The sequence below is a fragment of the Streptococcus mitis genome (assembly GCF_000960025.1).
GTDB lineage: Bacteria > Bacillota > Bacilli > Lactobacillales > Streptococcaceae > Streptococcus > Streptococcus mitis_DH.
Genome location: NZ_JYGQ01000001.1, coordinates 437,624 through 462,696 on the forward strand (window position 1 = coordinate 437,624; position 25,073 = coordinate 462,696).

The 25,073-nt window shown below is 39.8% G+C and carries 31 protein-coding genes and 1 pseudogene; 25 read left to right on the plus strand and 7 right to left on the minus strand.

Annotated features, from left to right (window positions below; all coding sequences use genetic code 11):
* The first annotated feature begins 206 nt into the window (after positions 1-206).
* The 7 genes from TZ91_RS02345 (at position 207) to TZ91_RS02380 (ending at position 7,111) form a co-directional block, all read left to right on the plus strand.
* On the plus strand, positions 207-1,142 hold the full coding sequence (locus TZ91_RS02345) for a dihydroorotate oxidase (RefSeq protein WP_033686724.1): 936 nt from the start codon (positions 207-209) through the stop codon (positions 1,140-1,142).
* Between the two features lie 32 nt (positions 1,143-1,174).
* The gene (gene holA, locus TZ91_RS02350) at positions 1,175-2,212 is read left to right on the plus strand and encodes a DNA polymerase III subunit delta (RefSeq protein WP_045597025.1); all 1,038 of its coding nucleotides are present in this window, start codon (positions 1,175-1,177) and stop codon (positions 2,210-2,212) included.
* Between the two features lie 369 nt (positions 2,213-2,581).
* Positions 2,582-3,187 (plus strand): superoxide dismutase SodA, encoded by a 606-nt coding sequence (sodA, locus tag TZ91_RS02360; RefSeq protein WP_033686723.1) that lies wholly within the window; start codon positions 2,582-2,584, stop codon positions 3,185-3,187.
* A 262-nt stretch (positions 3,188-3,449) separates the two neighbouring features.
* Positions 3,450-3,980, plus strand: a complete 531-nt coding sequence (locus TZ91_RS02365) for a YutD family protein (RefSeq protein WP_033686722.1) — start codon at positions 3,450-3,452, stop codon at positions 3,978-3,980.
* A 20-nt stretch (positions 3,981-4,000) separates the two neighbouring features.
* A complete protein-coding gene (gene rlmN / locus TZ91_RS02370) occupies positions 4,001-5,086 on the plus strand; it encodes a dual-specificity RNA methyltransferase RlmN (protein ID WP_000804760.1) in 1,086 nt (361 codons plus the stop codon).
* Positions 5,086-5,568 (plus strand): VanZ family protein, encoded by a 483-nt coding sequence (locus tag TZ91_RS02375; protein ID WP_033686721.1) that lies wholly within the window; start codon positions 5,086-5,088, stop codon positions 5,566-5,568. Before rlmN ends, TZ91_RS02375 begins: the two co-directional genes overlap by 1 nt.
* Position 5,569: 1 nt before the next feature.
* The gene (locus TZ91_RS02380) at positions 5,570-7,111 is read left to right on the plus strand and encodes an ABC-F family ATP-binding cassette domain-containing protein (protein WP_033686720.1); all 1,542 of its coding nucleotides are present in this window, start codon (positions 5,570-5,572) and stop codon (positions 7,109-7,111) included.
* Between the two features lie 54 nt (positions 7,112-7,165).
* Here the strand turns inward: TZ91_RS02380 and TZ91_RS02385 are convergent, their stop codons facing one another.
* The 4 genes from TZ91_RS02385 to TZ91_RS10530 all read right to left on the minus strand — a co-directional run bounded on the left by TZ91_RS02385 (position 7,166) and on the right by TZ91_RS10530 (position 9,612).
* A complete protein-coding gene (locus TZ91_RS02385) occupies positions 7,166-7,969 on the minus strand; it encodes a peptidylprolyl isomerase (RefSeq protein ID WP_033686719.1) in 804 nt (267 codons plus the stop codon).
* Positions 7,970-8,273: 304 nt separating this feature from the next.
* Complete coding sequence (locus tag TZ91_RS02390; RefSeq protein WP_001041097.1) at positions 8,274-8,498, minus strand: helix-turn-helix transcriptional regulator; 225 nt, start codon at positions 8,496-8,498, stop codon at positions 8,274-8,276.
* 2 nt (positions 8,499-8,500) lie between these two features.
* Positions 8,501-9,079: a membrane protein gene (locus tag TZ91_RS02395; protein ID WP_033686718.1), complete on the minus strand. Its 579-nt coding sequence runs from the start codon at positions 9,077-9,079 to the stop codon at positions 8,501-8,503.
* Positions 9,080-9,456: 377 nt separating this feature from the next.
* The gene (locus TZ91_RS10530) at positions 9,457-9,612 is read right to left on the minus strand and encodes a hypothetical protein (protein ID WP_200872816.1); all 156 of its coding nucleotides are present in this window, start codon (positions 9,610-9,612) and stop codon (positions 9,457-9,459) included.
* Between the two features lie 175 nt (positions 9,613-9,787).
* On the opposite strand from TZ91_RS10530, the gene rpsP reads away from it, so the two are divergent.
* The 7 genes from rpsP to TZ91_RS02430 all read left to right on the plus strand — a co-directional run bounded on the left by rpsP (position 9,788) and on the right by TZ91_RS02430 (position 13,188).
* A complete protein-coding gene (gene rpsP, locus TZ91_RS02400) occupies positions 9,788-10,060 on the plus strand; it encodes a 30S ribosomal protein S16 (protein WP_033686717.1) in 273 nt (90 codons plus the stop codon).
* Positions 10,061-10,079: 19 nt separating this feature from the next.
* Complete coding sequence (gene kphA / locus TZ91_RS02405) at positions 10,080-10,319, plus strand: RNA-binding protein KphA (RefSeq protein WP_000379617.1); 240 nt, start codon at positions 10,080-10,082, stop codon at positions 10,317-10,319.
* A 43-nt stretch (positions 10,320-10,362) separates the two neighbouring features.
* Positions 10,363-10,695 (plus strand): MazG nucleotide pyrophosphohydrolase domain-containing protein, encoded by a 333-nt coding sequence (locus TZ91_RS02410; protein WP_033686716.1) that lies wholly within the window; start codon positions 10,363-10,365, stop codon positions 10,693-10,695.
* A gap of 97 nt (positions 10,696-10,792) precedes the next feature.
* Entirely contained in the window at positions 10,793-11,581 is a 789-nt protein-coding gene (locus TZ91_RS02415; protein ID WP_033686715.1) for an alpha/beta fold hydrolase, read from the plus strand.
* A gap of 29 nt (positions 11,582-11,610) precedes the next feature.
* Entirely contained in the window at positions 11,611-12,129 is a 519-nt protein-coding gene (gene rimM, locus TZ91_RS02420) for a ribosome maturation factor RimM (RefSeq protein WP_033686714.1), read from the plus strand.
* Positions 12,119-12,838, plus strand: a complete 720-nt coding sequence (gene trmD / locus TZ91_RS02425) for a tRNA (guanosine(37)-N1)-methyltransferase TrmD (protein WP_033686712.1) — start codon at positions 12,119-12,121, stop codon at positions 12,836-12,838. Before rimM ends, trmD begins: the two co-directional genes overlap by 11 nt.
* An 11-nt stretch (positions 12,839-12,849) precedes the next feature.
* A complete protein-coding gene (locus tag TZ91_RS02430) occupies positions 12,850-13,188 on the plus strand; it encodes an ATP cone domain-containing protein (protein ID WP_001196047.1) in 339 nt (112 codons plus the stop codon).
* Positions 13,189-13,217: 29 nt separating this feature from the next.
* Here the strand turns inward: TZ91_RS02430 and TZ91_RS02435 are convergent, their stop codons facing one another.
* Positions 13,218-13,538, minus strand: a complete 321-nt coding sequence (locus TZ91_RS02435) for a hypothetical protein (protein WP_033686711.1) — start codon at positions 13,536-13,538, stop codon at positions 13,218-13,220.
* A gap of 98 nt (positions 13,539-13,636) precedes the next feature.
* Here TZ91_RS02435 and TZ91_RS02440 point away from each other — a divergent pair, with 98 nt between their 5' ends.
* The gene (locus tag TZ91_RS02440) at positions 13,637-13,852 is read left to right on the plus strand and encodes a YdbC family protein (RefSeq protein ID WP_000807422.1); all 216 of its coding nucleotides are present in this window, start codon (positions 13,637-13,639) and stop codon (positions 13,850-13,852) included.
* 49 nt (positions 13,853-13,901) lie between these two features.
* On the opposite strand, the gene TZ91_RS02445 is transcribed toward TZ91_RS02440, so the two are convergent.
* Together TZ91_RS02445 and gor are read right to left on the minus strand one after the other, a co-directional pair.
* A complete protein-coding gene (locus TZ91_RS02445; protein WP_033686710.1) occupies positions 13,902-14,438 on the minus strand; it encodes a biotin transporter BioY in 537 nt (178 codons plus the stop codon).
* A gap of 195 nt (positions 14,439-14,633) precedes the next feature.
* Positions 14,634-15,980, minus strand: a complete 1,347-nt coding sequence (gene gor / locus TZ91_RS02450; RefSeq protein WP_033686709.1) for a glutathione-disulfide reductase — start codon at positions 15,978-15,980, stop codon at positions 14,634-14,636.
* Between the two features lie 290 nt (positions 15,981-16,270).
* Between gor and TZ91_RS02455 the strand changes: the two genes are divergently transcribed.
* The 10 genes and pseudogenes from TZ91_RS02455 (at position 16,271) to TZ91_RS02495 (ending at position 25,059) form a co-directional block, all read left to right on the plus strand.
* Entirely contained in the window at positions 16,271-17,479 is a 1,209-nt protein-coding gene (locus TZ91_RS02455; protein WP_033686708.1) for an efflux RND transporter periplasmic adaptor subunit, read from the plus strand.
* On the plus strand, positions 17,463-18,164 hold the full coding sequence (locus TZ91_RS02460; RefSeq protein ID WP_000811472.1) for an ABC transporter ATP-binding protein: 702 nt from the start codon (positions 17,463-17,465) through the stop codon (positions 18,162-18,164). The genes TZ91_RS02455 and TZ91_RS02460 overlap by 17 nt, the downstream gene beginning before the upstream one ends.
* A gap of 1 nt (position 18,165) precedes the next feature.
* Complete coding sequence (locus TZ91_RS02465) at positions 18,166-19,425, plus strand: ABC transporter permease (protein WP_033681670.1); 1,260 nt, start codon at positions 18,166-18,168, stop codon at positions 19,423-19,425.
* Positions 19,426-19,548: 123 nt separating this feature from the next.
* Positions 19,549-21,546 carry a methionine--tRNA ligase gene (metG, locus tag TZ91_RS02470; protein WP_033686707.1) on the plus strand — a complete coding sequence of 666 codons (1,998 nt, stop codon included), beginning with the start codon at positions 19,549-19,551 and terminating at the stop codon, positions 21,544-21,546.
* 150 nt (positions 21,547-21,696) lie between these two features.
* Positions 21,697-22,623 carry an aldo/keto reductase gene (locus TZ91_RS02475; RefSeq protein WP_033686705.1) on the plus strand — a complete coding sequence of 309 codons (927 nt, stop codon included), beginning with the start codon at positions 21,697-21,699 and terminating at the stop codon, positions 22,621-22,623.
* Between the two features lie 95 nt (positions 22,624-22,718).
* Complete coding sequence (locus tag TZ91_RS02480) at positions 22,719-22,955, plus strand: DUF2829 domain-containing protein (RefSeq protein ID WP_033686704.1); 237 nt, start codon at positions 22,719-22,721, stop codon at positions 22,953-22,955.
* Entirely contained in the window at positions 22,948-23,646 is a 699-nt protein-coding gene (locus TZ91_RS02485; RefSeq protein ID WP_033686703.1) for a 3-oxoacyl-ACP reductase, read from the plus strand. The genes TZ91_RS02480 and TZ91_RS02485 overlap by 8 nt, the downstream gene beginning before the upstream one ends.
* Before the next feature lie 7 nt (positions 23,647-23,653).
* Positions 23,654-23,797: pseudogene (locus TZ91_RS10535) on the plus strand (NUDIX hydrolase); the annotation flags it as partial.
* Positions 23,775-24,650, plus strand: coding sequence for a putative PEP-binding protein (locus TZ91_RS02490; RefSeq protein WP_033686701.1), 876 nt, complete (start codon positions 23,775-23,777; stop codon positions 24,648-24,650). The pseudogene TZ91_RS10535 and the gene TZ91_RS02490, both read left to right, overlap by 23 nt.
* Entirely contained in the window at positions 24,619-25,059 is a 441-nt protein-coding gene (locus TZ91_RS02495) for an ASCH domain-containing protein (RefSeq protein ID WP_033686700.1), read from the plus strand. Before TZ91_RS02490 ends, TZ91_RS02495 begins: the two co-directional genes overlap by 32 nt.
* Positions 25,060-25,073: the final 14 nt, after the last annotated feature.

The following is a 25,073-nucleotide window of genomic DNA, read 5'->3' on the forward strand; positions in this document are numbered from 1 at the left end:
TTAATTATGTGTGTCATTATAGCAGAATTTTTTTTAACTGTAAAGAGAAAAAACAAAAATTTTCTAAAAATTCTATCAATTTAGTTTTGAGACTTTTTAAAAATAGATAAAAAACGAACCTTTTTCTTGTAAATATCTTTCTCAAAGAGAAAATCTGAAAATATGGTATAATATTAGCAATAAAAGGAATCTGGAGGATCAGAATCATGGTATCAACGAAAACGCAAATTGCTGGTTTTGAGTTTGACAATTGCTTGATGAATGCAGCAGGTGTGGCTTGTATGACGATAGAGGAGCTAGAAGGGGTTAAAAACTCAGCGGCAGGAACTTTTGTGACCAAGACAGCGACCTTGGACTTTCGTCAGGGAAATCCTGAGCCACGTTATCAAGATGTTCCACTTGGTTCTATCAACTCTATGGGTTTGCCGAATAATGGCTTAGACTATTATTTGGACTATCTTTTGGACTTGCAGGAAAAAGAGCCAAACCGGACTTTCTTCCTATCTCTAGTCGGCATGTCTCCAGAGGAAACCCATACTATCTTGAAAAAAGTCCAAGAGAGTGAGTTTCGTGGTCTGACTGAGCTCAATCTTTCCTGTCCAAATGTTCCAGGTAAACCTCAGATTGCCTATGATTTTGAGACAACAGACCGGATTTTGGCAGAAGTATTTGCCTACTTCACCAAACCTCTGGGAATTAAATTGCCACCATATTTTGATATTGTTCACTTTGACCAAGCGGCAGCTATTTTCAACAAGTACCCGCTCAAGTTTGTCAACTGTGTTAACTCTATCGGAAACGGCCTTTATATAGAAGATGAGTCTGTCGTTATTCGTCCTAAAAATGGTTTTGGTGGCATTGGTGGCGAGTATATCAAACCGACTGCTCTAGCTAATGTTCATGCCTTTTATCAACGCTTAAATCCTCAAATTCAAATCATCGGAACAGGTGGCGTTTTGACTGGTCGTGATGCCTTTGAACATATCCTCTGTGGAGCAAGTATGGTGCAGGTGGGGACCACCCTTCACAAAGAAGGAGTTGGTGCTTTTGATCGTATTACCAATGAACTGAAAGCAATCATGGCGGAAAAAGGGTACGAGAGCCTAGAAGATTTCCGTGGGAAATTACGCTATATTGATTAAATTCATTAAAAAATCAGAAGAAAGGAGAGAAGATGCTAGCCATTGAAGAGAGTCAGAAGTTGACTTTAGCAAATTTACCGAACCTGAGCCTTTTTACAGGGACAGATCAGGGTCAGTTTGAAGTGATGAAGAGTCAAGTGTTGAAACAGATTGGCTATGATTCTGCCGACCTAAACTTTGCCTACTTTGATATGAAAGAAGTAGTTTACAAGGATGTGGAACTGGAGTTGGTCAGCCTTCCTTTCTTTGCGGATGAGAAAATCGTGATATTGGATCATTTTGTCGATATCACGACTGCTAAAAAGCGCTTTTTAACAGATGATGAGCTCAAGTCATTTGAGGAATACCTTGATAATCCTTCACCAACAACCAAGTTGTTAATCTTTGCGGAAGGAAAGCTGGATAGCAAAAGACGGCTGGTAAAATTACTTAAGCGTGATGCCAAGGTCTTCGATGCAGTAGAAGCTAAAGAACAAGAACTGCGCCAGTATTTTCAAAAGTGGAGCCAGAAACAAGGTCTGCAGTTTACCAATCATTCTTTTGAAAATCTCCTTATCAAGTCGGGTTTTCAATTTAGCGAAATCCAGAAAAATCTCCTCTTTTTACAGTCCTATAAGGAAGACTCTGTTATCGAGGAAGAGGATATTGTTAACGCAATTCCCAAGACCTTACAGGACAATATTTTTGATTTAACTCAGTTTATTCTGACTAAAAAGATGGACCAGGCGCGCGATTTGCTTAGAGACTTGACCTTGCAAGGGGAAGATGAAATTAAGCTCATAGCTGTCATGCTAGGACAATTTCGGACTTTTACTCAGGTGAAAATTTTGTCGGAGTCTGGACAAGCAGAATCTCAGATTGCAAGTAGTTTAGGCAGTTTTCTCGGACGCAATCCCAATCCCTATCAAATCAAGTTTGCGTTGAGGGATTCACGAGGACTTTCATTGAGCTTTTTGAAGCAAGCTATTTCCTATTTGATTGAGACAGACTATCAGATTAAGACAGGTCTTTATGAAAAAGGTTTCCTTTTTGAAAAGGCACTCTTACAGATTGCTAGTCAGGTCAATTGACATTTTTTTGAAACTACAACCCGCGTCAGGATTATCTTGTCGTGGGTTTCTTGGTGATTTGCTTGTTTTATACTCAATGAAAATCAAAAAGCAAACTAGGAAGCTAGCCGCAGGCTGCTAAAAACACAGTTTTGAGGTTGTAGACAAGACTGACGAAGTCAGCTCAAAACACAGTTTTGAGGTTGCAGATAGAACTGACGAAGTCAGTAACTATACCTACGGCAAGGTGAAGCTGACGTGGTTTGAAGAGATTTTCGAAGAGTATTATTAGAAAGTATTTAGTGATTTCCCTAACTATAAGCAAAAAACTTGAAAAAAGTGAATGTTTGCGTTATCATTTTCATATAGAAAGAAAAAGAGGTATTACAGATGGCTATTATCTTACCAGATCTTCCATATGCATACGACGCTTTGGAACCATACATCGATGCGGAAACAATGCATTTGCACCATGACAAGCACCATCAAACTTATGTCAACAATGCTAATGCAGCTCTAGAAAAACACCCTGAAATTGGTGAAGACCTTGAAGCCTTGCTTGCTGATGTAGAATCTATCCCAGCTGATATCCGTCAAGCGCTCATTAACAATGGTGGTGGACACTTGAACCATGCTCTTTTCTGGGAATTGATGACTCCTGAGAAAACAGCTCCTTCAGCAGAACTTGCAGCAGCGATCGATGCAACATTTGGTTCATTCGAAGAATTCCAAGCAGCCTTCACTGCAGCAGCAACAACTCGTTTCGGTTCTGGCTGGGCATGGTTGGTTGTCAACAAAGAAGGTAAACTTGAAGTGACTTCAACAGCAAATCAAGACACACCAATCTCAGAAGGTAAAAAACCAGTCTTGGGCTTGGACGTTTGGGAACATGCTTACTATGTGAAATACCGCAACGTGCGTCCTGACTACATCAAAGCTTTCTTCTCAGTGATTAACTGGAACAAAGTAGATGAATTGTACGCAGCTGCTAAATAATGATATACGGAGGGAAGAATTGTTCTTCTCTTTTTTAGGTTATATGATTCGAGTCTGACAAAATCGTCAGACTTTTTTCATTTTTATGAGAAACGTGCTAAGTGCTACAAATTATGGTAGAATAAAGTATTAATACTATTCGAAAATCAAATTCAAACTACGTCAGCTTCACCTTGCCGTACTCCAGTACAGCCTGCGGCTAGCTTCCTAGTTTGCTCTTTGATTTTCATTGAGTATAAGTAATCGTGGAAAAAGGATATCTATGCGAAAAGAAATTGCACCTGAATTATACAACTATAACAAGTTTCCTGGTCCTGAGTTCCATTTACACGGGGACAAGGTCGAAACGGAAGGGATAGTTTTTTCCTTGGTGGAAAACATCAAGGATGCCTTTGATGTGACGGCTTTTAATCAGCGTTTTTCAGAAGTCTTAACCAAGTTTGATTATATCGTAGGAGATTGGAGCAACGAACAGCTTCGCTTACGAGGTTTTTACAAGGATGACCGAACAGAAGAAAAACTTGAAAAGATCAGTCGTTTACAAGACTACCTTTTAGAGTATTGTAGTTATGGTTGTGCCTATTTTGTCTTAGAAAATGAAGCCCCTAAGCGAGCATCATTTGACAAGAAAATGCGTAAGAAGGAAGAAGACCAGACTTCTAAAAAAGGGAAGAAACCGGCTCAAACCAAACGAAAACCGAATGCAGATAAGAAAAATAGACGTCGTCAGAAGGACCAGAATTCTCAGAAAGAGGATAAGGGGCAACGCCATTTTGTCATTCGTCAGAAGTGAGTAGAGAATAAGGAGTAGAAATGAAACCGTCAATTTATAGTTTAACACGTCAAACCATGCAGGAATGGGTTTTGGAGCAGGGAGAGAAGAAATTCCGTGCAGATCAAATTTGGGAATGGCTTTACCGTAAACGTGTCCAGTCATTTGAAGAGATGACCAACCTTTCCAAGGATTTGATTGCTAAGCTCAATGACCAGTTTGTGGTCAATCCCTTGAAACAACGTATAGTACAAGAGTCTGCTGATGGTACTGTCAAATATCTCTTTGAGTTGCCTGATGGTATGTTGATTGAGACAGTACTGATGCGTCAGCACTACGGTTTATCTGTCTGTGTGACGACTCAGGTTGGCTGTAATATCGGTTGTACCTTCTGTGCCTCTGGTTTGATTAAGAAACAACGTGATCTTAATAACGGTGAAATTGTAGCGCAAATCATGCTGGTTCAGAAATACTTTGATGAGCGTGGTCAGGATGAACGCGTCAGCCATATCGTTGTCATGGGTATCGGTGAACCATTTGATAACTACAACAATGTCTTGAATTTCGTCCGTACCATCAATGATGATAAAGGAATGGCCATCGGTGCTCGTCACATCACGGTTTCAACTTCAGGTTTGGCCCATAAAATTCGTGACTTTGCTAATGAAGGAGTTCAGGTCAATCTTGCCGTTTCCCTTCACGCACCTAACAATGAATTGCGTTCAAGTATCATGAAGATTAACCGTGCATTTCCGATTGAAAAACTCTTTGCGGCTATTGAGTACTACATCGAAACAACCAATCGCCGTGTGACCTTTGAGTATATCATGCTCAATGAAGTCAATGATGGTGTAGAACAAGCCTTGGAATTGGCTGAATTGCTCAAGAATATCAAGAAATTGTCTTATGTAAACTTGATTCCTTATAACCCAGTTAGTGAGCATGACCAATATAGCCGTAGTCCTAAAGAGCGCGTCCTGGCCTTCTATGATACGCTTAAGAAAAAAGGTGTTAACTGTGTTGTTCGTCAAGAGCATGGTACTGATATTGATGCAGCTTGTGGACAATTGCGTTCCAATACAATGAAACGAGACCGCCAGAAAGCAGTCGCAGCAGTCAATCCTTAATGATGAAGAAGAGTTATAATCATGTTTTGGTCTGGGGAGTCATTTTCTATAGCATTTGTATCGTCTATTTTTGCTTTACTCCTCAAGAACATTCTCCCGTGGGAGTGGAAACTCCAGGTATTCAGCATCTTGGACGCCTGGTTTTTCTTTTGACTCCTTTCAATTCTTTCTGGAAACTGGGTGAAGTGAGTGACATAGGACAATTATGTTGGATTTTTCTACAAAATATCCTCAATGTCTTCTTGCTTTTTCCTCTGATTTTCCAACTCCTTTATCTCCTTCCAAACTTGCGTAAAACAAAAAAGGTCCTTCTTTTTAGTTTTCTAGTGAGTTTTGGAATCGAGTGTACGCAGTTAGTCTTGGACTTTTTCTTTGATTTTAATCGCGTCTTTGAAATTGATGATTTGTGGACCAATACCTTGGGTGGCTATCTGGCTTGGCTCCTCTATAACCGATTACATAAAAACAAGATAAGGAATTAAAATGAGTATTTTAGAAGTTAAAAATCTGAGTCACGGTTTTGGTGACCGTGCAATTTTTGAAGATGTGTCCTTCCGTCTTCTCAAAGGAGAACATATCGGTCTGGTCGGTGCTAATGGTGAAGGGAAATCAACCTTTATGAGCATCGTGACTGGTAAGATGTTGCCAGATGAAGGGAAGGTTGAATGGTCTAAATATGTGACTGCTGGTTACTTGGACCAACATTCTGTCTTGGAAGAAGGGCAGTCGGTGCGCGATGTTCTCCGTACGGCCTTTGATGAGCTTTTCAAAGCTGAAGCTCGTATCAATGACCTCTATATGGAAATGGCTGAAGATGGAGCGGATGTTGATGCTCTCATGGAAGAAGTTGGCGAACTTCAAGACCGTCTGGAGAGTCGTGATTTCTATACCTTGGATGCTAAGATTGACGAAGTGGCGCGTGCCCTTGGTGTCATGGATTTTGGCATGGATATAGATGTAACTTCTTTGTCAGGTGGGCAAAGAACCAAGGTGCTTTTGGCTAAACTTCTCCTTGAGAAGCCTGATATCTTGCTGTTGGACGAGCCGACCAACTACTTGGATGCTGAGCATATTGACTGGCTCAAACGTTATCTCCAAAACTATGAAAATGCCTTTGTTCTTATTTCACACGATATTCCCTTCCTGAACGATGTGATTAATATTGTCTATCATGTGGAAAATCAACAGCTGACGCGTTATTCTGGTGACTACTACCAGTTCCAAGAAGTTTATGCTATGAAGAAATCTCAGCTAGAGGCTGCCTACGAACGTCAGCAGAAAGAGATTGCAGATCTCAAAGATTTTGTCGCACGTAATAAAGCGCGTGTTGCAACACGAAACATGGCCATGTCTCGTCAGAAGAAATTGGATAAGATGGATATTATCGAACTGCAAAGTGAGAAACCAAAGCCATCATTTGATTTCAAACCGGCTCGTACGCCAGGGCGCTTTATCTTCCAAGCCAAGGATTTGCAGATTGGTTATGATCGACCTCTGACCAAGCCTTTAAATCTTACCTTTGAACGTAATCAAAAGGTTGCTATTATCGGAGCAAATGGTATCGGTAAAACAACTCTCTTGAAGTCTCTCTTGGGCATTATCCCGCCAATCGCTGGGGAAGTGGAACGCGGTGACTACCTGGAACTCGGTTATTTTGAACAGGAAGTAGAAGGCGGTAATCGCCAAACACCACTAGAGGCTGTTTGGAATGCCTTCCCAGCTCTCAACCAAGCAGAAGTTCGTGCAGCCCTTGCCCGTTGTGGTTTGACAACCAAGCATATTGAAAGCCAAATTCAGGTCTTGTCAGGTGGGGAACAAGCCAAGGTTCGTTTCTGTCTCTTGATGAATCGTGAAAACAATGTTTTAGTGCTGGACGAGCCGACCAACCACTTGGATGTGGATGCCAAGGATGAACTCAAACGCGCTCTCAAAGAATACAAGGGATCTATTCTTATGGTCTGTCACGAACCAGACTTCTATGAAGGCTGGATGGACCAAATCTGGGATTTTAATAATTTAACTTAAGAATGAGAGTAAAAGAAATACAGTATCGAATGTGGATACTGTATTTTTTGGTTTTTAAGATTTAAAATCGTAGTCTTTCACCACTTCGATGCTATCGATAGTAATAGCAGTAGTTGGCTTGTCTTTCTCATCTTTTTCGGCTTTAGCAATCTTATCTACAACATCCATACCATCAATGACTTGACCAAAGACTGGGTGCTTACCATCTAGACTAGGATTTCCCCCTTCTTTGTAGGCTTCGATGATTTTCTTTGGATACTTGCTTGTAGGGAGTTTAGCAGAGGTATCTGTAGAGTTTTGGTTGATGAAGAACTGGCTACCATTGGTGTTTGGTTGACCAGTATTAGCCATAGAAAGAGCACCACGGATGTTATAGAGATAAGGAGTAATCTCGTTTTTGAAACCAGTTCCCTTGTCTTTAGTCTTATCCTTGTCATGCCAGATGGACTGACCACCTGTACCGTCCCCTTTTGGATCTCCAGTTTGGACCATAAAGCCATCGATGACACGGTGGAAGGTAATACCGTTATAGTATCCTTCTTTGGCATGAGTGAGGAAGTTTTCAACCGCTAAAGGAGCGAGTTTAGGGAAGAGCTTAATACGAATATCACCTTGGCTTGTGTGGAGAATCACTTCAGCCTCGTCTTCAGCAACTTTTTTAGATAGTTGTGGGAAATTGGCGTTTTCGTTTGTTAAAGCATCGTTTAACTCCTTGGCAGATTGGGCAGCTGCTTTGGAACTTTCTTCAGCAGCTAAGCTAGAATCTACATAGTCATCACCACGCAAACTACGTTGTATGTTGCTACATCCAGCTAGAGCTACAGTGGATAGTAAAAGAAGGGTTGCTAGTTTTTTCATTCTATTCCTCTCAAAAATTCATTTCTACCATTGTACCCTAAAAGGAAGTGGATTTCAAATATTAGTGACAAGACAGTTTAAGAGGAAGCCAACCAGAAAGTCGCTTGCTTAGGGGCATCAATGCCATAAGTATACTCAAAGTATTTTGGGAACCAGATCTTAAGAAAGCTCGTAAAGCATCACAATTAGTAAACGTTAATTCGAAAGAATTACTATATTTTAAAAGAGCACATTTTCAAAGGATTTTTTCTTTCGGCTTAATTCCTAATGAATCAATGAACTTAATGCTAGGTCTCGAAAAGAATTATGCTTCCTCTTTCTGTCTGAGTTCAAAGAGGTCTTCTACTTTCAGATTAAAAACTTGAGCAATTTTAAGAGCCATTTCTAGTGAAGGATTGTAACGGTTATTTTCTAAGTGCAGAATTGTCTCGCGGCGCATGCCGATGAGGTCGGCTAACTCCTGCTGGGTCATGCCTGTGGACTCACGAACAGATTTGAGATTAGTAATAATCTTGCTTTCTTTGGCCATGCTTATCCTCTCCGTTCCAAGATAAGATAGACAACCGCAAAGATGCAAATCAAGGTAGCTATGCTAATAAAGATCTGGCCCATGTAAAGAGTGAGAGGCCCCATATACCCAATGATAACTGCTAGGATCATCAGTGCGCCTAGTATAAAAACCAACATCAAGCTAGCTGCCTTTGCTAAATTAGCATAAAAGCGTTCGTCCGGAGTTTCCTTGACATTTTTTAAAGAGAAAAAACCAAATAGAATCACTTCAATAACGAGGCCAATTCCCAAAATCCATTCTTTAATACCAGAACTTTCGCTTGGGGTCGCAACCCAAATTCCTACTGTATAAAAAATGCTTGCTGCAAACACAAGTATCGTGTAAAGCTTAGCAGACAAGTCAAAAATAATTTTTCTCTTACCTTTCTGACTCTTATGTAGCCAGCTCGATATAGCTACAATTTGACCTGACACTGAAATACCAGTAATAACTAACTTGGGTCCCCAACTAAGATTAGAACCAAATAAAACAATAAAATCAATAAAGAGAGCTACGGCAATCATTGCAATGAGGCCACGCATTTTTTGACTTTTTTTCATGATAGACTCCTTTTTTGTGTTATAAATATATAACACATAAATTTTATGTTATAAATATATCACATTTAAATTTAGAAAGCAAGAATTTTTGTGCCAAGGTGGCAATTATTTGAAAAAATTTTTTAATAAAAGCTCTCGATAGTCAAACAACTAAAGAATTCTTTGAAGCAATGCATCGGATTTGGTTTGGATAGTTTCGTTAAGAATATTTTATGATAAAAATTTTTTGAAAAATCTAGATACTGTATGAATCTCTATTTTTTTCTTAGACTGTTATAAAGTCTGTCAGAATAAGCTTTGTAGGTGTAGAAATTAGTTTTTACAGAACTAAATTATTCCCCTATTTAGAATCTATTAATTCATATTTTATAAATTAATTAGTAGATATCGTTCTTAAAATCCTTGATATTTCGTTTGGGAACGGGCTTAGGATTTAGGAGCCAAGTATTCAAATCTCGTTCAGGCGATATGAAGGGTTTGACTTGGTGGTCTTTATAAAATGTTTCTAAAAAAGATTCTAAAAAAGGATTCATGACATTCTCTTTCTGATTTTTCTTTAAAAATATAACAAATTTCTAAATGGTTTAAAAATTTTATAGTCTGTCAAGTTTTTTTCTTGACACCTATCAGAAATCTGTTATAATAGAACATGTGCTAAATAGCTCAGCTATTTCACCGAAATAAAAAATAAGAAAAGAGACTTTAAAAATGGCAGTTAAAATCCGTTTGACTCGTATGGGTTCTAAGAAAAAACCTTTCTACCGTATCAACGTAGCAGATTCACGTTCACCACGTGACGGACGTTTCATCGAAACAGTTGGAACTTACAACCCACTTGTTGATGAAAACCAAGTAACTTTGAAAGAAGACCGCGTTCTTGCATGGTTGGCTGATGGAGCTCAACCTTCAGATACAGTACGTAACATCCTTTCAAAAGAAGGTGTATTGAAAAAATTCCACGATTCTAAATTCTCAAAATAAGTTTAAAGTAGGTTGACAGATGGATACGATTGAAAATCTCATTATTGCGATTGTGAAACCCTTGATTTCACAACCAGATGCCTTAACTATCAAGATTGAAGATACACCAGAATTTTTGGAATATCATTTGGATCTTGATCAAAGCGATGTGGGTCGTGTAATCGGTCGTAAGGGTCGCACTATTTCTGCGATAAGAACGATTGTCTACTCTGTCCCAACTGAAGACAAAAAAGTAAGAATCGTTATTGATGAAAAATAAGAAAGGCGGGACGAATGTCTCGCTTTTTTTGCAAGGAGAAAGAATGAGAGATTTAACAGTTAGACAACTAGAGGAATATTTACTTGACCATTACCGACAATCTAGAACAGAAGAAGGGCTTTTTATTAAGCTAGTAGAAGAAGTTGGAGAAGTTGCTGAGGTTTTAAATGGACGCTCTGGTCGAAAAGAAGGAGTTCAGGATTCAAATGAGGAATTGGCAAAAGAGCTGGTAGACATCATTCACTACACTGTCGCCATCGCAGCTATTAATGATATTGACCTAACGAAGACTATTTTTGAAAAAGACAAAAAGGCAGCAATCAAGTATCAGCATGAACAAGATTTGGAAGGATTTTTGAAAGGAAAGGAGAGTTGATGTCCTCTTCCTCCAACTTGAGAAAATCCTTGGAACGTGTTAAAATAAAGGATAAGGGTTTTTAATAATTCATTATATAGAACGAGTGGATTTCTTTATGAAGAGGATTGAAGTATCTACAGAAATTGGTAGTCTCTCTGTTACTTATCAAAAGCAAAAGAAAATGCTAGTTTGTTTAAGTGGCGCAGGTTTGCTACCAAGTTATGAAAATTTTTCACTTATACTTGAAAAACTTCCTCCTACAATTGGTTATTTGACTATTGATTTTCCGAACACAGGTAGGAGTCCGATGAATGACCAAGCTGGAAAAAATCTGGATAATCTTGCAGATGCAGTTTATGAAGCACTTGAAGAATTGGCGATTTCTGAATATATACTTTGTGTACATAGTTTGAGTGGAATTTTAGCTTGCAAATTGCTCAACAAACCAATTAAGTGTCAGGCTTTACTAGCAATTGAACCGACAACTAAAAACGTCATGTTTGCTGATTTTTCAGAAAATTCTTATCCAGAAATGGAAGAGCAGATGAGGCTGATTGACGAGTGTGGTCCTGAACTTTATTTTAAGAACTTAACTCAAGCAACATTTAGACCTGAAATTAATAAAGAAATCTGGGAAATAATGCAGGGAAAAGGCTCAGAGTTGGAAAATCAAGATCCAGGATTTCAGATATCTGGAGAGATTACTGAGGAAGATTTTGAGAATTTGTCGATAGAAACTTGTACCCCTGTATTTATTTTTTGTCAGGCTTATAGAGAAAAAGAGTACAGAGAATCAGAATATTGGACTTCCAATACTAAACTCATTTTAGGAGGGAATCACCATTATTTACAATGGTCAGAATCAGAAAAAATTGCGACTATTATTCGAGAATTGTTAGAATAAGATGGATAGAAATAGATACAGGAGACAAGATGAATTACTTTAATGTTGGGAAAATCGTCAATACGCAGGGGTTGCAGGGTGAGATGCGAGTCTTGTCTGTGACGGATTTTGCAGAAGAACGGTTTAAAAAAGGTACTGAGCTTGCCTTGTTTGATGAAAAAGATCAGTTTGTTCAAACAGTGACCATCTCTAGCCACCGTAAACAGAAGAACTTTGACATTATTAAATTCAAAGATATGTACCATATCAATGCTATTGAAAAGTACAAGGGATACAGTCTCAAGGTTGCTGAGGAAGATTTGAATGACCTAGACGATGGTGAATTTTATTATCACGAGATTATCGGTTTGGAAGTCTATGAGGGTGATAACTTGATTGGAACCATCAAGGAAATCCTACAACCAGGTGCCAACGATGTCTGGGTGGTCAAGCGAAAAGGTAAACGTGACTTGCTCTTGCCTTATATCCCACCAGTGGTTCTCAATGTTGATATTCCAAATAACCGTGTCGATGTGGAAATCTTAGAAGGGTTAGACGATGAAGATTAATATTTTAACCCTTTTTCCAGAGATGTTTTCTCCACTGGAGCACTCAATCGTTGGAAAGGCTCGAGAAAAAGGGCTCTTGGATATCCAGTATCATAATTTTCGAGAAAATGCTGAAAAGGCCCGCCATGTAGACGATGAGCCCTATGGAGGTGGACAGGGAATGTTGCTCCGAGCTCAACCCATTTTCGATGCCTTTGATGCTATTGAAAAGAAAAATCCTCGCGTCATTCTCCTAGACCCAGCTGGAAAGCAGTTTGATCAGGCTTATGCTGAAGATTTGGCTCAAGAGGAAGAGCTAATCTTTATCTGTGGGCATTACGAGGGTTATGATGAGCGCATTAAGACTTTGGTGACAGATGAGATTTCCCTGGGCGACTATGTCTTGACTGGTGGAGAGTTGGCGGCTATGACTATGATTGATGCTACGGTACGCCTGATTCCAGAAGTGATTGGTAAGGAGTCTAGCCACCAAGATGATAGTTTTTCTTCTGGCCTTCTCGAATATCCTCAATACACACGTCCCTATGATTATCGAGGCATGGTGGTGCCAGATGTACTGATGAGTGGACACCATGAAAAAATTCGTCAGTGGCGATTGTATGAGAGTTTAAAGAAAACCTATGAGCGCAGACCGGATTTGCTTGAACATTATCAACTGACAGCAGAAGAAGAAAAAATGCTGGCAGAAATCAAAGAAAACAAAGAATAAAGGAGAAACCTATGCAAGTAATCAAACGTAATGGCGAAATTGCTGAATTTAATCCAGATAAGATTTACCAAGCCATCTTAAAGGCAGCCCAGACTGTCTATGTATTAACAGATGATTTGCGTCAAAACCTTGCACAAGTCACTAAGAAAGTGGTTTTGGATTTGGAAGAAGCCAAGGTGGAACGTGCTACCATTAGCATGATTCAGTCTATGGTTGAACATCGTTTACTGGGTGCAGGTTACATTACCATTGCAGAACACTACATTTCCTATCGTCTACAACGTGACTTGGAAAGAAGTGGTTATGGAGACCATATCGCTGTTCATTTACATTTTGAACAAATTCGCTAAGAAAAAGAGTGGGATGAAGCAACTACATCTCACTCTTTCTTAAATCTATTTTTTTGAGCTGTTTGGACAGTTGAAGGGACAAATCGCAGGCGTTGAATATCGCTTATGCGAATAATCCGGCTCACATTTTTGGCAAAATTTTTCACGATAATTTGCTGGCGTTGCTGATCGTATTTGATGATGTCACCTGTAAAGCTTGTCTCAGACAAGATAAGGTGAACAGCGGTTTGTTTCTGGATAGCCTCTTCAATAGTGGCTGTCAGGGAGTTGCTTTCAGTATGGTCAGGTTGGTCATGTCCATTTAAAAAGTCATGTATTTTACCTAGAACTTGCTGGAATTTATGTCTCATAGTGGCCTCCCTTCTTTTATATCAATATTATATAAAATTTTCCTAAAATCTACAAGATTTTACGAATAATCAAATGAAAGCTAAAAAAGGAGAAGAAAATGGCAGAATTTACATTTGAAATCGAAGAGCACTTGTTGACTCTTTCTGAAAACGAAAAAGGTTGGACTAAGGAAATCAACCGTGTGAGCTTTAATGGTGCCCCTGCAAAGTTTGATATTCGTGCTTGGAGTCCAGATCATACTAAAATGGGCAAAGGGATTACTCTCTCCAATGAAGAATTTCAAACAATGGTGGATGCCTTTAAAGGCAACTAAGTTTTCAAAATGAAAGAAATATTGAGTTATGACAACTCGATATCCTTTTTTAGTTAGCAAAGTAAGCCTGATTTTTAAGGCGTTGAAGTAATGGACGGCTAATAAAACTAATAGCAATAATTTTACCAAGGTCTGGGATGATAAAGGGAAATACCCCCACAGCAAGAGCTTTTTCAAATGCCATTCCAGCTAGGAAATGTAATCCAATGATCCCACCGACAAAGACAAGTGTATCTCCCAAGAGATTTGCTAGAAAAATTCTGACAAAACCACTATCACTGTTAGTTAGAGAAGAGGTAAGTCCAGAATAAAGAAGATAAAACCAAAGATAGCCTGCAGTAGGGCCAACTAAAGCCTGAAAACCAGCTCCACCTCCTGCGAAGACAGGAAGACCGATGGCGCCTAGAAGAAGATAGAGTCCAACAGAAAGTATAGCCTCTCTCGGTCTAAAGACAGTAGCAATCAAGCCGATTGCAAAGTTTTGCAGAGTGAAGGGAACAGGTCCAATTGGAAGACTGATTTGTGCTAAAACAGCAATGAGAGCAGCCCCAATAGCAGGGATAGCATAAACGTGAGCTTTTTTCAAAATAGTTAACCTCTTTTCTGATGTATAGTAACTATTATACTCGCAGAGGAATGATTGTCAACCAATTTTTTAAAACAAGGTAACAAAAACTGTAACGGCCGATTTTGCTTACTGATTAAGTTGGATAATTGTTCTGTTGATTCGAAAACATCAAAAAAGAAGCAGACACATTTGTATCAGCTTCTTTTATTTCGATTAACGCATAGTTACAAATTCTTCAGATGCAGTTGGGTGAATCGCCACAGTTGCATCAAAGTCAGCCTTGGTTGCTCCCATTTTGATAGCAACAGCAAATCCTTGAATCATTTCATCAACACCGTAGCCAATTCCATGAAGTCCGACAACTTTTTCTTCTGAACCAGCTGTGATCAATTTGAAACGTGTTTCTTGACGGTTGTCAGTGCAAGCAGAGTACATAGACGTAAAGCTTGATTTGTAAACCTTGATTTGGTCTTGACCGTATTCTTTAATAGCTTGCTCTTCTGTCAAACCAACCGTTCCGATAGCAGGGTGTGAAAAGACAACAGTTGGAATAGTTGAGTAATCCATTTTTGCAGTTGTTTTGCCGTTAAAGAGACGTTCAGACAAAGTACGTCCAGCCTTGATAGCAACTGGAGTTAGTTCTTTTTCGCCTGTTACATCACCTAAAGCGTAGATTCCCTCAACAACAGTATTTTGGTATTCATCCACTTGGATAAAGCCACGTTCGTTCAGAGTTACTCCAGCTTTTTCAAGTTGCAAGCCTTTAACGTTTGGACGGCGACCAGTAGCCCAGATAACTTGGCTAGCTGTGTGACTAGTACCATCTTCGAAATGAATGGTAATGCCCTCAGCAGTTTTTTCTAACTTGGCAGGGACTTTGTGAGTATGAAGTGGTAAGTTTGTTCTTTCCATTTCCTTGACCAAACCTTCAACGATGTAAGAATCAAAACCACGTAAAGGACGATCACGACGAACAAAGAGGTCTGTCTTGACACCAAAAGTGTGGAGTACGCCAGCCAATTCAACGGCAATATAACCAGCGCCTAGAATAGCAACTGACTCTGGCAATTCTTCCCAAGCAAATACATCATCAGAAGAGCCACCTAGCTCAGCACCAGGAATATTTGGAATACTTGGATGGGCACCAGTAGCGATCACGATATGTTTAGCACGGATCAGTTCACCATTTACGCTGACAGTATGAGAATCTACAAATTCAGCATGACCTTCAATCAAGTCTACACCGTTGCGTTTAAAACTGCCATCATAAGAAGAACGAGCGCGATCAATGTAGGCTTCACGATTGCGACGTAGGGTTGCAAAGTCAAAGTTAAGATCAGTAGTCTTAAAGCCGTAGTCTTCTCCAAATTGATGGAAAGTCTCAGCGATTTGTGCCCCGTACCACATGATTTTTTTAGGAACACAGCCGACGTTGACGCAGGTTCCACCTAGTTTCTTTTCCTCAATAACGGCCGCTTTGGCTCCGTGTTCACCAGCACGATTCATGGTAGCAATTCCTCCGCTACCTCCACCGATAGCAATGATATCGTATTCTCTCATTGTAAACTCCTTTGTACTCTTTGAAATAGTAGAGTGTCATTTTTTGATAGTCATATTCTATCTTTTTTTTTATCTGATTGCAAAAATCTGCTACGTTCAAAAAAATTAAAGAAAAGGCTTGCAAAAAGGAAAAATAAAGTGTATTATATAACTAGTACAATGGTAATAAAAATAGATTCCGAACAATAATCAAATCCTGAAATGTCATTATTTCGTTCTGAACTGTTATTGTTTATATTTGCTAATTTTTATATAATATTGTTAAGGACTTTAAATCAAAAAGGAGTTTCATTATGAAGAAGAATCGTAAAGCTAAAAAGTGGCAATTGTATGCAGCAATCGGTGCTGCCAGTGTAGTTGTATTAGGTGCAGGGGGGATTTTGCTCTTTAGACAACCATCTCAGACCGCTGTAAAAGATGAGCCTACTCATCTTGTTGTTGCCAAGGAAGGAAGCGTGGCATCCTCTGTTTTATTGTCAGGGACAGTAACAGCAAAAAATGAACAGTATGTTTATTTTGATGCTAGTAAGGGTGATTTAGATGAAATCCTTGTTTCTGTGGGTGATAAAGTCAGTGAAGGACAGGCTTTAGTCAAGTACAGTAGTTCAGAAGCCCAGGCGGCCTATGATTCAGCGAGTCGAGCAGTAGCTAAGGCAGACCGTCATATCAACGAACTCAATCAAGCACGAAATGAAGCTGCTTCAGCTCCTGCTCCACAGTTGCCAACGCCAGCAGGAGGCGAAGGAGCTACAGGGCAGACTCCAGCTCCAGTCTCAGGAAACGCAGTATCATCTATTGATGCACAACTAGGTGATGCGCGTGATGCTCGTGCAGATGCAGCAGCACAATTAAGTAAGGCTCAAAGTCAGTTGGATGCCATGACGGTTCTCAGCACTCTAGAAGGAACTGTGGTCGAAGTCAACCACAATGTTTCTAAATCTCCAACTGGAGCTAGCCAAGTAGTCGTTCATGTCGTAAGTAATGAAAACTTGCAAGTTAAGGGTGAACTATCTGAATATAACCTTGCCAATTTATCTGTTGGACAAGAAGTAACCTTTACTTCTAAAGTTTACCAAGATAAGAGCTGGACTGGTAAGATTAGCTACATTTCTGACTATCCTAAAACTAGTGGCGAAGCAGCAAGTGCAGCTACTGCCGCAGCAGGTGGTAATTCTGGTTCTAAATATCCATATACCATCGATGTTACAAGTGAAATCGGTGACTTGAAACAAGGATTCTCAGTAAGTGTTGAGGTCAAGAATAAGAGTAAAGCCATTTTGGTTCCTCTAACAAGTGTTGTGACTGAAAATGATAAGAACTATGTCTGGGTGCTTGACGAGAAGAAAAAGGCTAAGAAAGTGGAAGTTGGTTTGGGCAATGCTGATGCAGACAACCAAGAAATCACTTCAGGTCTGACAAATGGAGTCAAGGTCATCAGTAACCCAACGTCTTCTCTAGAGGAAGGAAAAGAGGTGAAGGCTGATGAAGCAACTAATTAGTCTAAAAAATATCTGCAGAAGCTACCGTAACGGTGACCAAGAACTGCAGGTTCTCAAAAATATCAACCTAGAAGTGAATGAGGGTGAATTTGTTGCCATCATGGGACCATCTGGTTCGGGTAAGTCTACTCTCATGAATACGATTGGTATGCTGGATACACCAACCAGTGGAGAATATTATCTTGAAGGCCAAGAAGTAGCTGGACTTGGTGAAAAACAACTAGCCAAGGTCCGCAATCAACAAATCGGTTTTGTCTTTCAGCAGTTTTTTCTTCTATCTAAACTTAACGCTCTGCAAAACGTAGAATTGCCCTTGATTTACGCGGGAGTTTCGGCTTCAAAACGTCGCAAGTTAGCTGAGGAGTATTTAGACAAGGTTGAATTGACAGAACGTAGTCATCATTTGCCTTCGGAATTATCTGGTGGTCAAAAGCAACGTGTAGCTATCGCGCGTGCCTTGGTAAACAATCCTTCTATTATCCTAGCGGACGAACCGACAGGAGCCTTGGATACCAAAACAGGTAACCAAATCATGCAATTATTAGTTGAACTGAATAATGAAGGAAAAACCATTATCATGGTAACGCATGAGCCTGAAATCGCTGCTTATGCTAAACGCCAGATTGTCATTCGGGATGGAGTTATTTCGTCTGACAGTGCTCAGTTAGAAAAGGAGGAAAACTAAGATGCAGAATCTGAAATTTGCCTTTTCATCTATCATGGCACATAAAATGCGCTCTTTTCTCACTATGATTGGGATTATCATTGGTGTTTCATCTGTTGTTGTGATTATGGCTCTGGGAGATTCCATGTCTCGTCAGGTTAATAAAAATATGACCAAGTCACAGAAGAATATCCATGTCTTTTTCTCGCCTATCAAAAGCAAAGATGGTTCTTTTACCCAAAAGCAATCAGCTTTGACGGTTTCTGGGAAAGAAGAGGATGTTCCTGTGGAGCCACCAAAACCACAAGAAGCTTGGGTCAAGGAGGCTGCTAAAGTTAAAGGGGTGGACAGTTACTATGTAACCAACTCGACCAATACCACCCTGTCTTATAAAGACAAAAAAGTGGAGCGAGCTAGCTTGACAGGTGGAAATATTACTTACATGAAGGCAGTTGAAAATGAAATTGTTGCAGGCCGCAGTCTCATAGCTCAGGATTATAAAGATGTGGCCAGTGTCATTTTGCTAGACCAAGAACTTGCTAATAGCCTGTTTGGATCTGCTCAAGAAGCTGTTAACCAGGTTATAGATGTTGGTGGCTTTAGCTATCGTGTCATTGGTGTCTATACCAGCGATGAGGCCAAGACTGCCAAGACTTTTGGTATTGGTGGACTTCCAATTACGACTAATATTTCTCTTGCCAATAACTTCAATATGGATGAAATTTCTGATATTGTCTTCCGTGTCAATGATACCAGTTTGACACCAACAGTGGGACCAGAATTAGCTAGAAAATTGACCGAGATTGCTGGTCTTCAGCAAGGGGAGTATCAGGTGTCAGATGCGACTGCAGCCTTCCAAGAAGTACAACAAATGTTCGGTTTTATAACTACGATTATTAGTGCCATTGCAGGAATTTCACTTTTTGTTGGAGGGACTGGTGTTATGAACATCATGCTGGTTTCGGTGACGGAGCGTACGCGTGAGATTGGTCTCCGTAAGGCTTTGGGTGCAACGCGTGCCAATATTTTAATTCAGTTTTTGATTGAATCCATGATTTTGACCTTGCTTGGTGGAGTTATTGGTCTAACCATTGCGACAGGCTTAACAGCTATAGCTGGTCTACTCTTACAAGGATTGATAGCTGGTATAGAAGTAGGAGTATCAATCCCAGTTGCCCTATTTAGTCTTGCAGTTTCAGCTAGCGTGGGTATGATTTTTGGAGTTTTGCCAGCCAACAAGGCATCAAAACTTGATCCAATTGAAGCCCTTCGTTATGAATAGAATCAACAAGATGGACATTCGTCTATCTTGTTTTTGTATAGATTTCCCTATCGAAAATCCTTAAAAATGTGATATAATGAAGTGTTAGAAAAACAGGTTTCATTTGCCTGGAAAGGAAAAATTATGTCTGAAAAGAATTTTTATATAACAACACCGATTTACTATCCATCTGGTAAACTTCATATCGGTTCTGCCTACACAACCATCGCCTGTGATGTCCTAGCCCGTTACAAACGCCTGATGGGTTACGATGTCTTTTATCTGACAGGTCTTGATGAGCATGGTCAAAAGATTCAACAAAAAGCAGAAGAAGCTGGCATCACACCTCAAGCTTATGTTGATGGGATGGCAGTTGGAGTCAAAGAACTCTGGCAATTACTCGATATCTCATACGATAAGTTTATTCGTACAACTGATGACTACCATGAAAAAGTAGTGGCGCAAGTATTTGAGCGCTTGCTGGCTCAAGATGATATCTATTTGGGTGAATACTCTGGTTGGTATTCAGTTTCAGATGAGGAATTCTTTACAGAAAGCCAGCTTGCGGAAGTATTCCGTGATGAAGCTGGAAACGTGACAGGTGGAATTGCTCCATCAGGTCACGAAGTGGAATGGGTATCTGAAGAGTCTTATTTCCTTCGTCTTAGCAAGTACCAAGACCGTCTAGTAGAATTTTTCAAAGCTCATCCTGAATTTATCACTCCAGATGGTCGTCTGAATGAAATGCTTCGCAACTTTATCGAGCCAGGTTTAGAGGATTTGGCGGTTTCTCGTACAACCTTTACATGGGGTGTGCCAGTGCCATCTAATCCAAAACACGTTGTCTATGTTTGGATTGATGCTCTTCTTAACTATGCTACAGCTCTTGGCTACGGTCAAGATGAACATGGTAACTTTGACAAATTCTGGAATGGCACAGTCTTCCACATGGTAGGAAAAGACATCCTTCGTTTCCACTCAATCTACTGGCCAATCCTTCTTATGATGTTAGATATCAAATTGCCAGATCGTTTGATTGCCCATGGTTGGTTCGTCATGAAAGATGGCAAAATGTCTAAGTCAAAAGGGAATGTCGTATACCCTGAAATGTTGGTAGAGCGCTATGGACTGGACCCACTTCGTTACTACCTCATGCGTAGCCTTCCAGTTGGTTCAGACGGAACCTTCACTCCAGAAGACTATGTAGGCCGTATCAACTACGAATTGGCCAATGACCTTGGAAACCTCCTCAACCGTACGGTTTCTATGATTAACAAGTATTTTGATGGACAAATTCCAGCCTATGTAGAGGGTGTAACAGAGTTTGATCATGCTCTTGCTGACGTTGCAGAACAATCAATCGCTGACTACCACACCTACATGGAAGCAGTTGACTACCCACGTGCTTTAGAAGCAGTCTGGACTCTGATCTCTCGTACTAACAAATACATCGACGAGACAGCTCCATGGGTCTTGGCTAAGGATGAAGCACTCCGAGATCAATTGGCAAGTGTTATGAGCCACTTGGCAGCAAGCCTTCGTGTTGTAGCTCACTTGATTGAGCCATTTATGATGGAAACCAGTCGCGCGGTCTTGACTCAACTTGGCTTGGAAGAAGTAGCGAGCCTTGAAAACTTGAGCGTGGCTGACTTCCCTGCAGGTGTAACGGTAGTTGCCAAAGGAACACCAATCTTCCCACGTCTGGATATGGAAGAAGAAATCGCCTATATCAAGGAACAAATGGAAGGCAACAAACCAGCAATCGAAAAAGAGTGGAACCCAGACGAAGTTGAACTCAAACTAAACAAGGAAGAAATCAAGTTTGAAGACTTTGATAAGGTGGAAATCCGTGTCGCAGAAGTCAAAGAAGTGTCTAAAGTAGAAGGCTCTGATAAGTTGCTTCAATTTCGCTTAGATGCTGGTGATGGTCATGACCGTCAAATCCTTTCAGGAATTGCCAAATACTATCCAAATGAACAAGAATTGGTCGGCAAAAAAGTTCAAATCGTTGCTAACCTCAAACCACGTAAAATGATGAAAAAATATGTCAGCCAAGGGATGATCCTCTCAGCTGAACATGATGGACAATTAACCCTTCTCACAGTTGATTCAGCTGTACCAAACGGAAGTGTGATTGGGTAAAAATAGAGGATCTATAATATTTGAATCTTTCTCTTGTTCCGTGGGTTTAAGAAGATAAAATGGAGTGAAATATAGTCAAAAAGCCGTTGCAAAGCGGTTTTTTTGTTATAATGAAGGGAAGAATGTTAGAAATTAAAGGAGACAAATTTGATGAGATACATAACTATTGGTCAAGATGACAAAGAATTATCAGAAATTGTTCTCGGAATGATGAGAATAGAAGATAAGTCTGTAAAAGAAGTTGAAGAGCTTGTAGAAACAGCACTTTCTGTTGGAATCAATGCTTTCGACTTGGCTGATATATATGGTCGTGGTCGTTGTGAAGAACTATTAGGTCTTGTCCTAAAAAATCGTCCAGATTTAAGAGAAGAGATGTGGATTCAGTCAAAATGTGGCATTCGCATTGAAGAATTTACCTATTTTGATTTTTCTAAGGACTATATTATAAAATCAGTAGACGGAATTTTGCAAAGATTGAAGATTGATCATCTAGATAGCTTGCTTCTTCATCGACCAGATACTTTGATGGAATCTGACCAAGTAGCAGAAGCCTTTGATCTTCTTTATAAACAAGGTAAGGTTCGAGATTTTGGAGTTTCTAATCAAAATCCTATGATGATGGAGTTGCTTAAAAAAGATGTCAAGCAGCCGTTAGCTGTTAATCAGCTACAATTGAGTGCGGCTTTTACACCAGGATTCGAATCAGGTTTTCATGTTAATATGGAAGATAGTCAAGCAACTATGCGAGATGGCAGCATTTTTGAATATTGCAAATTACACGATGTGGTCATTCAAGCATGGTCTGTCTTACAATTCGGGTATTTTAAAGGGAACTTTGTTGGAAATGAGAAATTTCAAGCTTTGAATCAAGTACTTGACCGTTTAGCTTTTAAATATGGAGTAACTCCTTCAACTATTGCCATTTCTTGGATATTGCGTTATCCAGCAAAAATGCAGGCAGTCGTAGGTACAACAAATCCTAAGCACTTGAGAGAAGTTAGCCAAGCGGCAAACTTTAGCTTAACAAGAAAAGAATGGTATGAAATTTATCTTGCAGCAGGGAATAATTTGCCGTAAGTAGAAGCAGATGTAAATAAATCACAGTCAAAAAGCCGTGTCAAGCGGTTTTTTGTTATAATTAAATGAAGAATGTAGAATTAAAGGAGAAAAACATGACATTTGAAGAGATCCTGCCTGGGTTAAAGGCTAAGAAAAAATATGTACGAACTGGTTGGGGAGGTGCTGAAAACTATGTCCAACTTTTTGACACCATTGAGCAAAACGGGGTTGCACTTGAAGTGACACCTTATTTCCTAATCAACGTGTCTGGAGAAGGAGAAGGTTTTTCCATGTGGAGCCCGACACCTTGTGATGTTTTGGCGACGGATTGGGCAGAAGTGCATGACTAGACGTGTATTGATTACGGGAGTGAGTTCAGGGATTGGCCTAGCTCAAGCTCGCCTCTTTTTAGAGAATGGCTTTCAAGTTTATGGAGTTGACCAAGGTGAAAATCCACTCTTAGAGGGTGATTTCCGCTTTTTACAGAGAGATTTGACCTTGGACTTGGAGCCTATTTTTGACTGGTGTCCTCAGGTGGATGTTTTGTGCAATACTGCTGGAGTTTTGGATGATTACAAACCACTTTTGGAACAAACGGCGCAGGAAATTCAAGAGATTTTTGAAATCAACTACGTTACTCCAGTAGAGTTGACTCGCTATTATTTGACCAAAATGTTGGAGAATAAAAAAGGATCCATTATCAATATGTGTTCCATTGCTTCAAATCTAGCAGGAGGTGGTGGTCACGCCTATACTTCATCTAAACATGCCTTGGCTGGATTTACCAAGCAGTTGGCTCTAGACTATGCTGAAACTGGGATTCAGGTCTTTGGTATCGCTCCAGGAGCAGTCAAGACAGCTATGACAGCTGACGACTTTGAACCAGGTGGCTTAGCAGACTGGGTGGCTAGTGAAACGCCAATCAAGCGCTGGATTGAGCCAGAGGAAATAGCAGAGATTAGCCTTTTCTTAGCCAGTGGAAAGGCCTCTGCCATGCAGGGACAAATTCTGACAATAGATGGCGGATGGTCTTTGAAATAGGAGGAGTTGGATGGATATTCAAGAGATCACAGAAGAAAATGCATCGCCACTAGTCTTGAAGGTTAAGTCTGAATTATTAGGATTTCCAGAACTGGGCAATACTTCTTACATGAATTGGAAGGTGAATAATGAGAAACCAACTTGCTCTTAGTGGAGAAAAAATCCTTGAAAAAGTTTACCCACAACTATTTCATCATATTGGCATGATTCGTGGGGAATATTTGTTTAGAGAGCTTAATCAAAACATCATATTAGCAAGTTGTCAGCAATTTGTAAAAGATTATCTAGAGACTATCTGCTTCCTGTACTCAGATGAAGAAGTTTGGTATCGTTTTTCTGAATTAACGAATACAGAAGCTAATTGTCTAAAGGGAACTAAAGAGTATTTTGATGAAAATCATCCCTTATTTGGATATAGAGGAACTAGGCGTTTGCTGGCGTGTCCGGATGAATTTCAGGCTGAAGCACATGTCGTTACAGAAGTTCATCAAAACAATCCCAATCTATCTGTTATCTTTCCTTTTGTCAATGATGCTGAGCAGTTAAAGCAAGCTATTACAGTATTACGTCAGCATGGTTTTACTGGGAAAGTTGGCACGATGATTGAATTACCGTCAGCGTATTTTGACTTGGATAGGATACTGGAAGCGGACATTTCAAAAATTGTAGTTGGAATGAATGATTTGACTTCTTTTGTTTTTGCGACTGTGAGAAACAGTCAATGGCATGATATGGAAAGTCCAATAATGTTAGATATGCTAAGAGATATGCAGGATAAAGCAAGGATGAAAAAGATTGACTTTGCTGTAGCAGGCTATCTGAATGATTCTTTCATACAAAAAATGAATCAGTTGAGTATCAAGTGCATTATTCACTACAGTTCTATTCTAGAGATTTTTGATTTAGAAATTGACCATCCAGATCATCTTAAACACATAAAAGAAGAAAGTAAAAAATTACAAAGGAGCACCCATGACACCGCAAGAAATGTGGAATGCATATAAGAAAATCAACCCCTCTATAGGAGATGAAATCGATGCTTGGGCTTTTGGAGTGGAACCAGACCTTTTAGCAGATTTGGTTTTAAAAGGCGAAAAAACAGCAACAGCATCAGCCTACGACCTTTATGCACTAGAAGCCGAGTCTCTTCCTCAAGAAGGAACTTTTGATGTCATTTTAGATAGTCAAAATCAGGCTGTCTGTATTGTCGAAATTACAAAGGTTTCTGTCAAGCCCTTAAATCAAGTTTCTGCTCAACATGCCTTTAAGGAAGGAGAAGGTGACAAATCCCTAGCCTATTGGCGTCAGGTTCATGAGGATTGTTTCGCCGAGTGGCTGAGAGAAGCAGGACTGACTTTTACACCTGAAAGCAAGGTTGTTTTAGAAGAATTTCGCAAGGTCTACCCACTGTAGGCTATTAGAAGGAA

What these genes read in the sequence shown, in the direction of transcription:
- TZ91_RS02345 (WP_033686724.1), top strand. Translation starts at nt 207, where the DNA reads ATGGTATCAACGAAAACGCAAATTGCTGGTTTTGAGTTTGACAATTGC.
- holA (WP_045597025.1), top strand. Translation starts at nt 1,175, where the DNA reads ATGCTAGCCATTGAAGAGAGTCAGAAGTTGACTTTAGCAAATTTACCG.
- sodA (WP_033686723.1), top strand. Translation starts at nt 2,582, where the DNA reads ATGGCTATTATCTTACCAGATCTTCCATATGCATACGACGCTTTGGAA.
- TZ91_RS02365 (WP_033686722.1), top strand. Translation starts at nt 3,450, where the DNA reads ATGCGAAAAGAAATTGCACCTGAATTATACAACTATAACAAGTTTCCT.
- rlmN (WP_000804760.1), top strand. Translation starts at nt 4,001, where the DNA reads ATGAAACCGTCAATTTATAGTTTAACACGTCAAACCATGCAGGAATGG.
- TZ91_RS02375 (WP_033686721.1), top strand. Translation starts at nt 5,086, where the DNA reads ATGATGAAGAAGAGTTATAATCATGTTTTGGTCTGGGGAGTCATTTTC.
- TZ91_RS02380 (WP_033686720.1), top strand. Translation starts at nt 5,570, where the DNA reads ATGAGTATTTTAGAAGTTAAAAATCTGAGTCACGGTTTTGGTGACCGT.
- TZ91_RS02385 (WP_033686719.1), bottom strand. Translation starts at nt 7,969, where the DNA reads ATGAAAAAACTAGCAACCCTTCTTTTACTATCCACTGTAGCTCTAGCT.
- TZ91_RS02390 (WP_001041097.1), bottom strand. Translation starts at nt 8,498, where the DNA reads ATGGCCAAAGAAAGCAAGATTATTACTAATCTCAAATCTGTTCGTGAG.
- TZ91_RS02395 (WP_033686718.1), bottom strand. Translation starts at nt 9,079, where the DNA reads ATGAAAAAAAGTCAAAAAATGCGTGGCCTCATTGCAATGATTGCCGTA.
- TZ91_RS10530 (WP_200872816.1), bottom strand. Translation starts at nt 9,612, where the DNA reads ATGAATCCTTTTTTAGAATCTTTTTTAGAAACATTTTATAAAGACCAC.
- rpsP (WP_033686717.1), top strand. Translation starts at nt 9,788, where the DNA reads ATGGCAGTTAAAATCCGTTTGACTCGTATGGGTTCTAAGAAAAAACCT.
- kphA (WP_000379617.1), top strand. Translation starts at nt 10,080, where the DNA reads ATGGATACGATTGAAAATCTCATTATTGCGATTGTGAAACCCTTGATT.
- TZ91_RS02410 (WP_033686716.1), top strand. Translation starts at nt 10,363, where the DNA reads ATGAGAGATTTAACAGTTAGACAACTAGAGGAATATTTACTTGACCAT.
- TZ91_RS02415 (WP_033686715.1), top strand. Translation starts at nt 10,793, where the DNA reads ATGAAGAGGATTGAAGTATCTACAGAAATTGGTAGTCTCTCTGTTACT.
- rimM (WP_033686714.1), top strand. Translation starts at nt 11,611, where the DNA reads ATGAATTACTTTAATGTTGGGAAAATCGTCAATACGCAGGGGTTGCAG.
- trmD (WP_033686712.1), top strand. Translation starts at nt 12,119, where the DNA reads ATGAAGATTAATATTTTAACCCTTTTTCCAGAGATGTTTTCTCCACTG.
- TZ91_RS02430 (WP_001196047.1), top strand. Translation starts at nt 12,850, where the DNA reads ATGCAAGTAATCAAACGTAATGGCGAAATTGCTGAATTTAATCCAGAT.
- TZ91_RS02435 (WP_033686711.1), bottom strand. Translation starts at nt 13,538, where the DNA reads ATGAGACATAAATTCCAGCAAGTTCTAGGTAAAATACATGACTTTTTA.
- TZ91_RS02440 (WP_000807422.1), top strand. Translation starts at nt 13,637, where the DNA reads ATGGCAGAATTTACATTTGAAATCGAAGAGCACTTGTTGACTCTTTCT.
- gor (WP_033686709.1), bottom strand. Translation starts at nt 15,980, where the DNA reads ATGAGAGAATACGATATCATTGCTATCGGTGGAGGTAGCGGAGGAATT.
- TZ91_RS02460 (WP_000811472.1), top strand. Translation starts at nt 17,463, where the DNA reads ATGAAGCAACTAATTAGTCTAAAAAATATCTGCAGAAGCTACCGTAAC.
- TZ91_RS02465 (WP_033681670.1), top strand. Translation starts at nt 18,166, where the DNA reads ATGCAGAATCTGAAATTTGCCTTTTCATCTATCATGGCACATAAAATG.
- metG (WP_033686707.1), top strand. Translation starts at nt 19,549, where the DNA reads ATGTCTGAAAAGAATTTTTATATAACAACACCGATTTACTATCCATCT.
- TZ91_RS02475 (WP_033686705.1), top strand. Translation starts at nt 21,697, where the DNA reads ATGAGATACATAACTATTGGTCAAGATGACAAAGAATTATCAGAAATT.
- TZ91_RS02480 (WP_033686704.1), top strand. Translation starts at nt 22,719, where the DNA reads ATGACATTTGAAGAGATCCTGCCTGGGTTAAAGGCTAAGAAAAAATAT.
- TZ91_RS02485 (WP_033686703.1), top strand. Translation starts at nt 22,948, where the DNA reads ATGACTAGACGTGTATTGATTACGGGAGTGAGTTCAGGGATTGGCCTA.
- TZ91_RS02490 (WP_033686701.1), top strand. Translation starts at nt 23,775, where the DNA reads ATGAGAAACCAACTTGCTCTTAGTGGAGAAAAAATCCTTGAAAAAGTT.
- TZ91_RS02495 (WP_033686700.1), top strand. Translation starts at nt 24,619, where the DNA reads ATGACACCGCAAGAAATGTGGAATGCATATAAGAAAATCAACCCCTCT.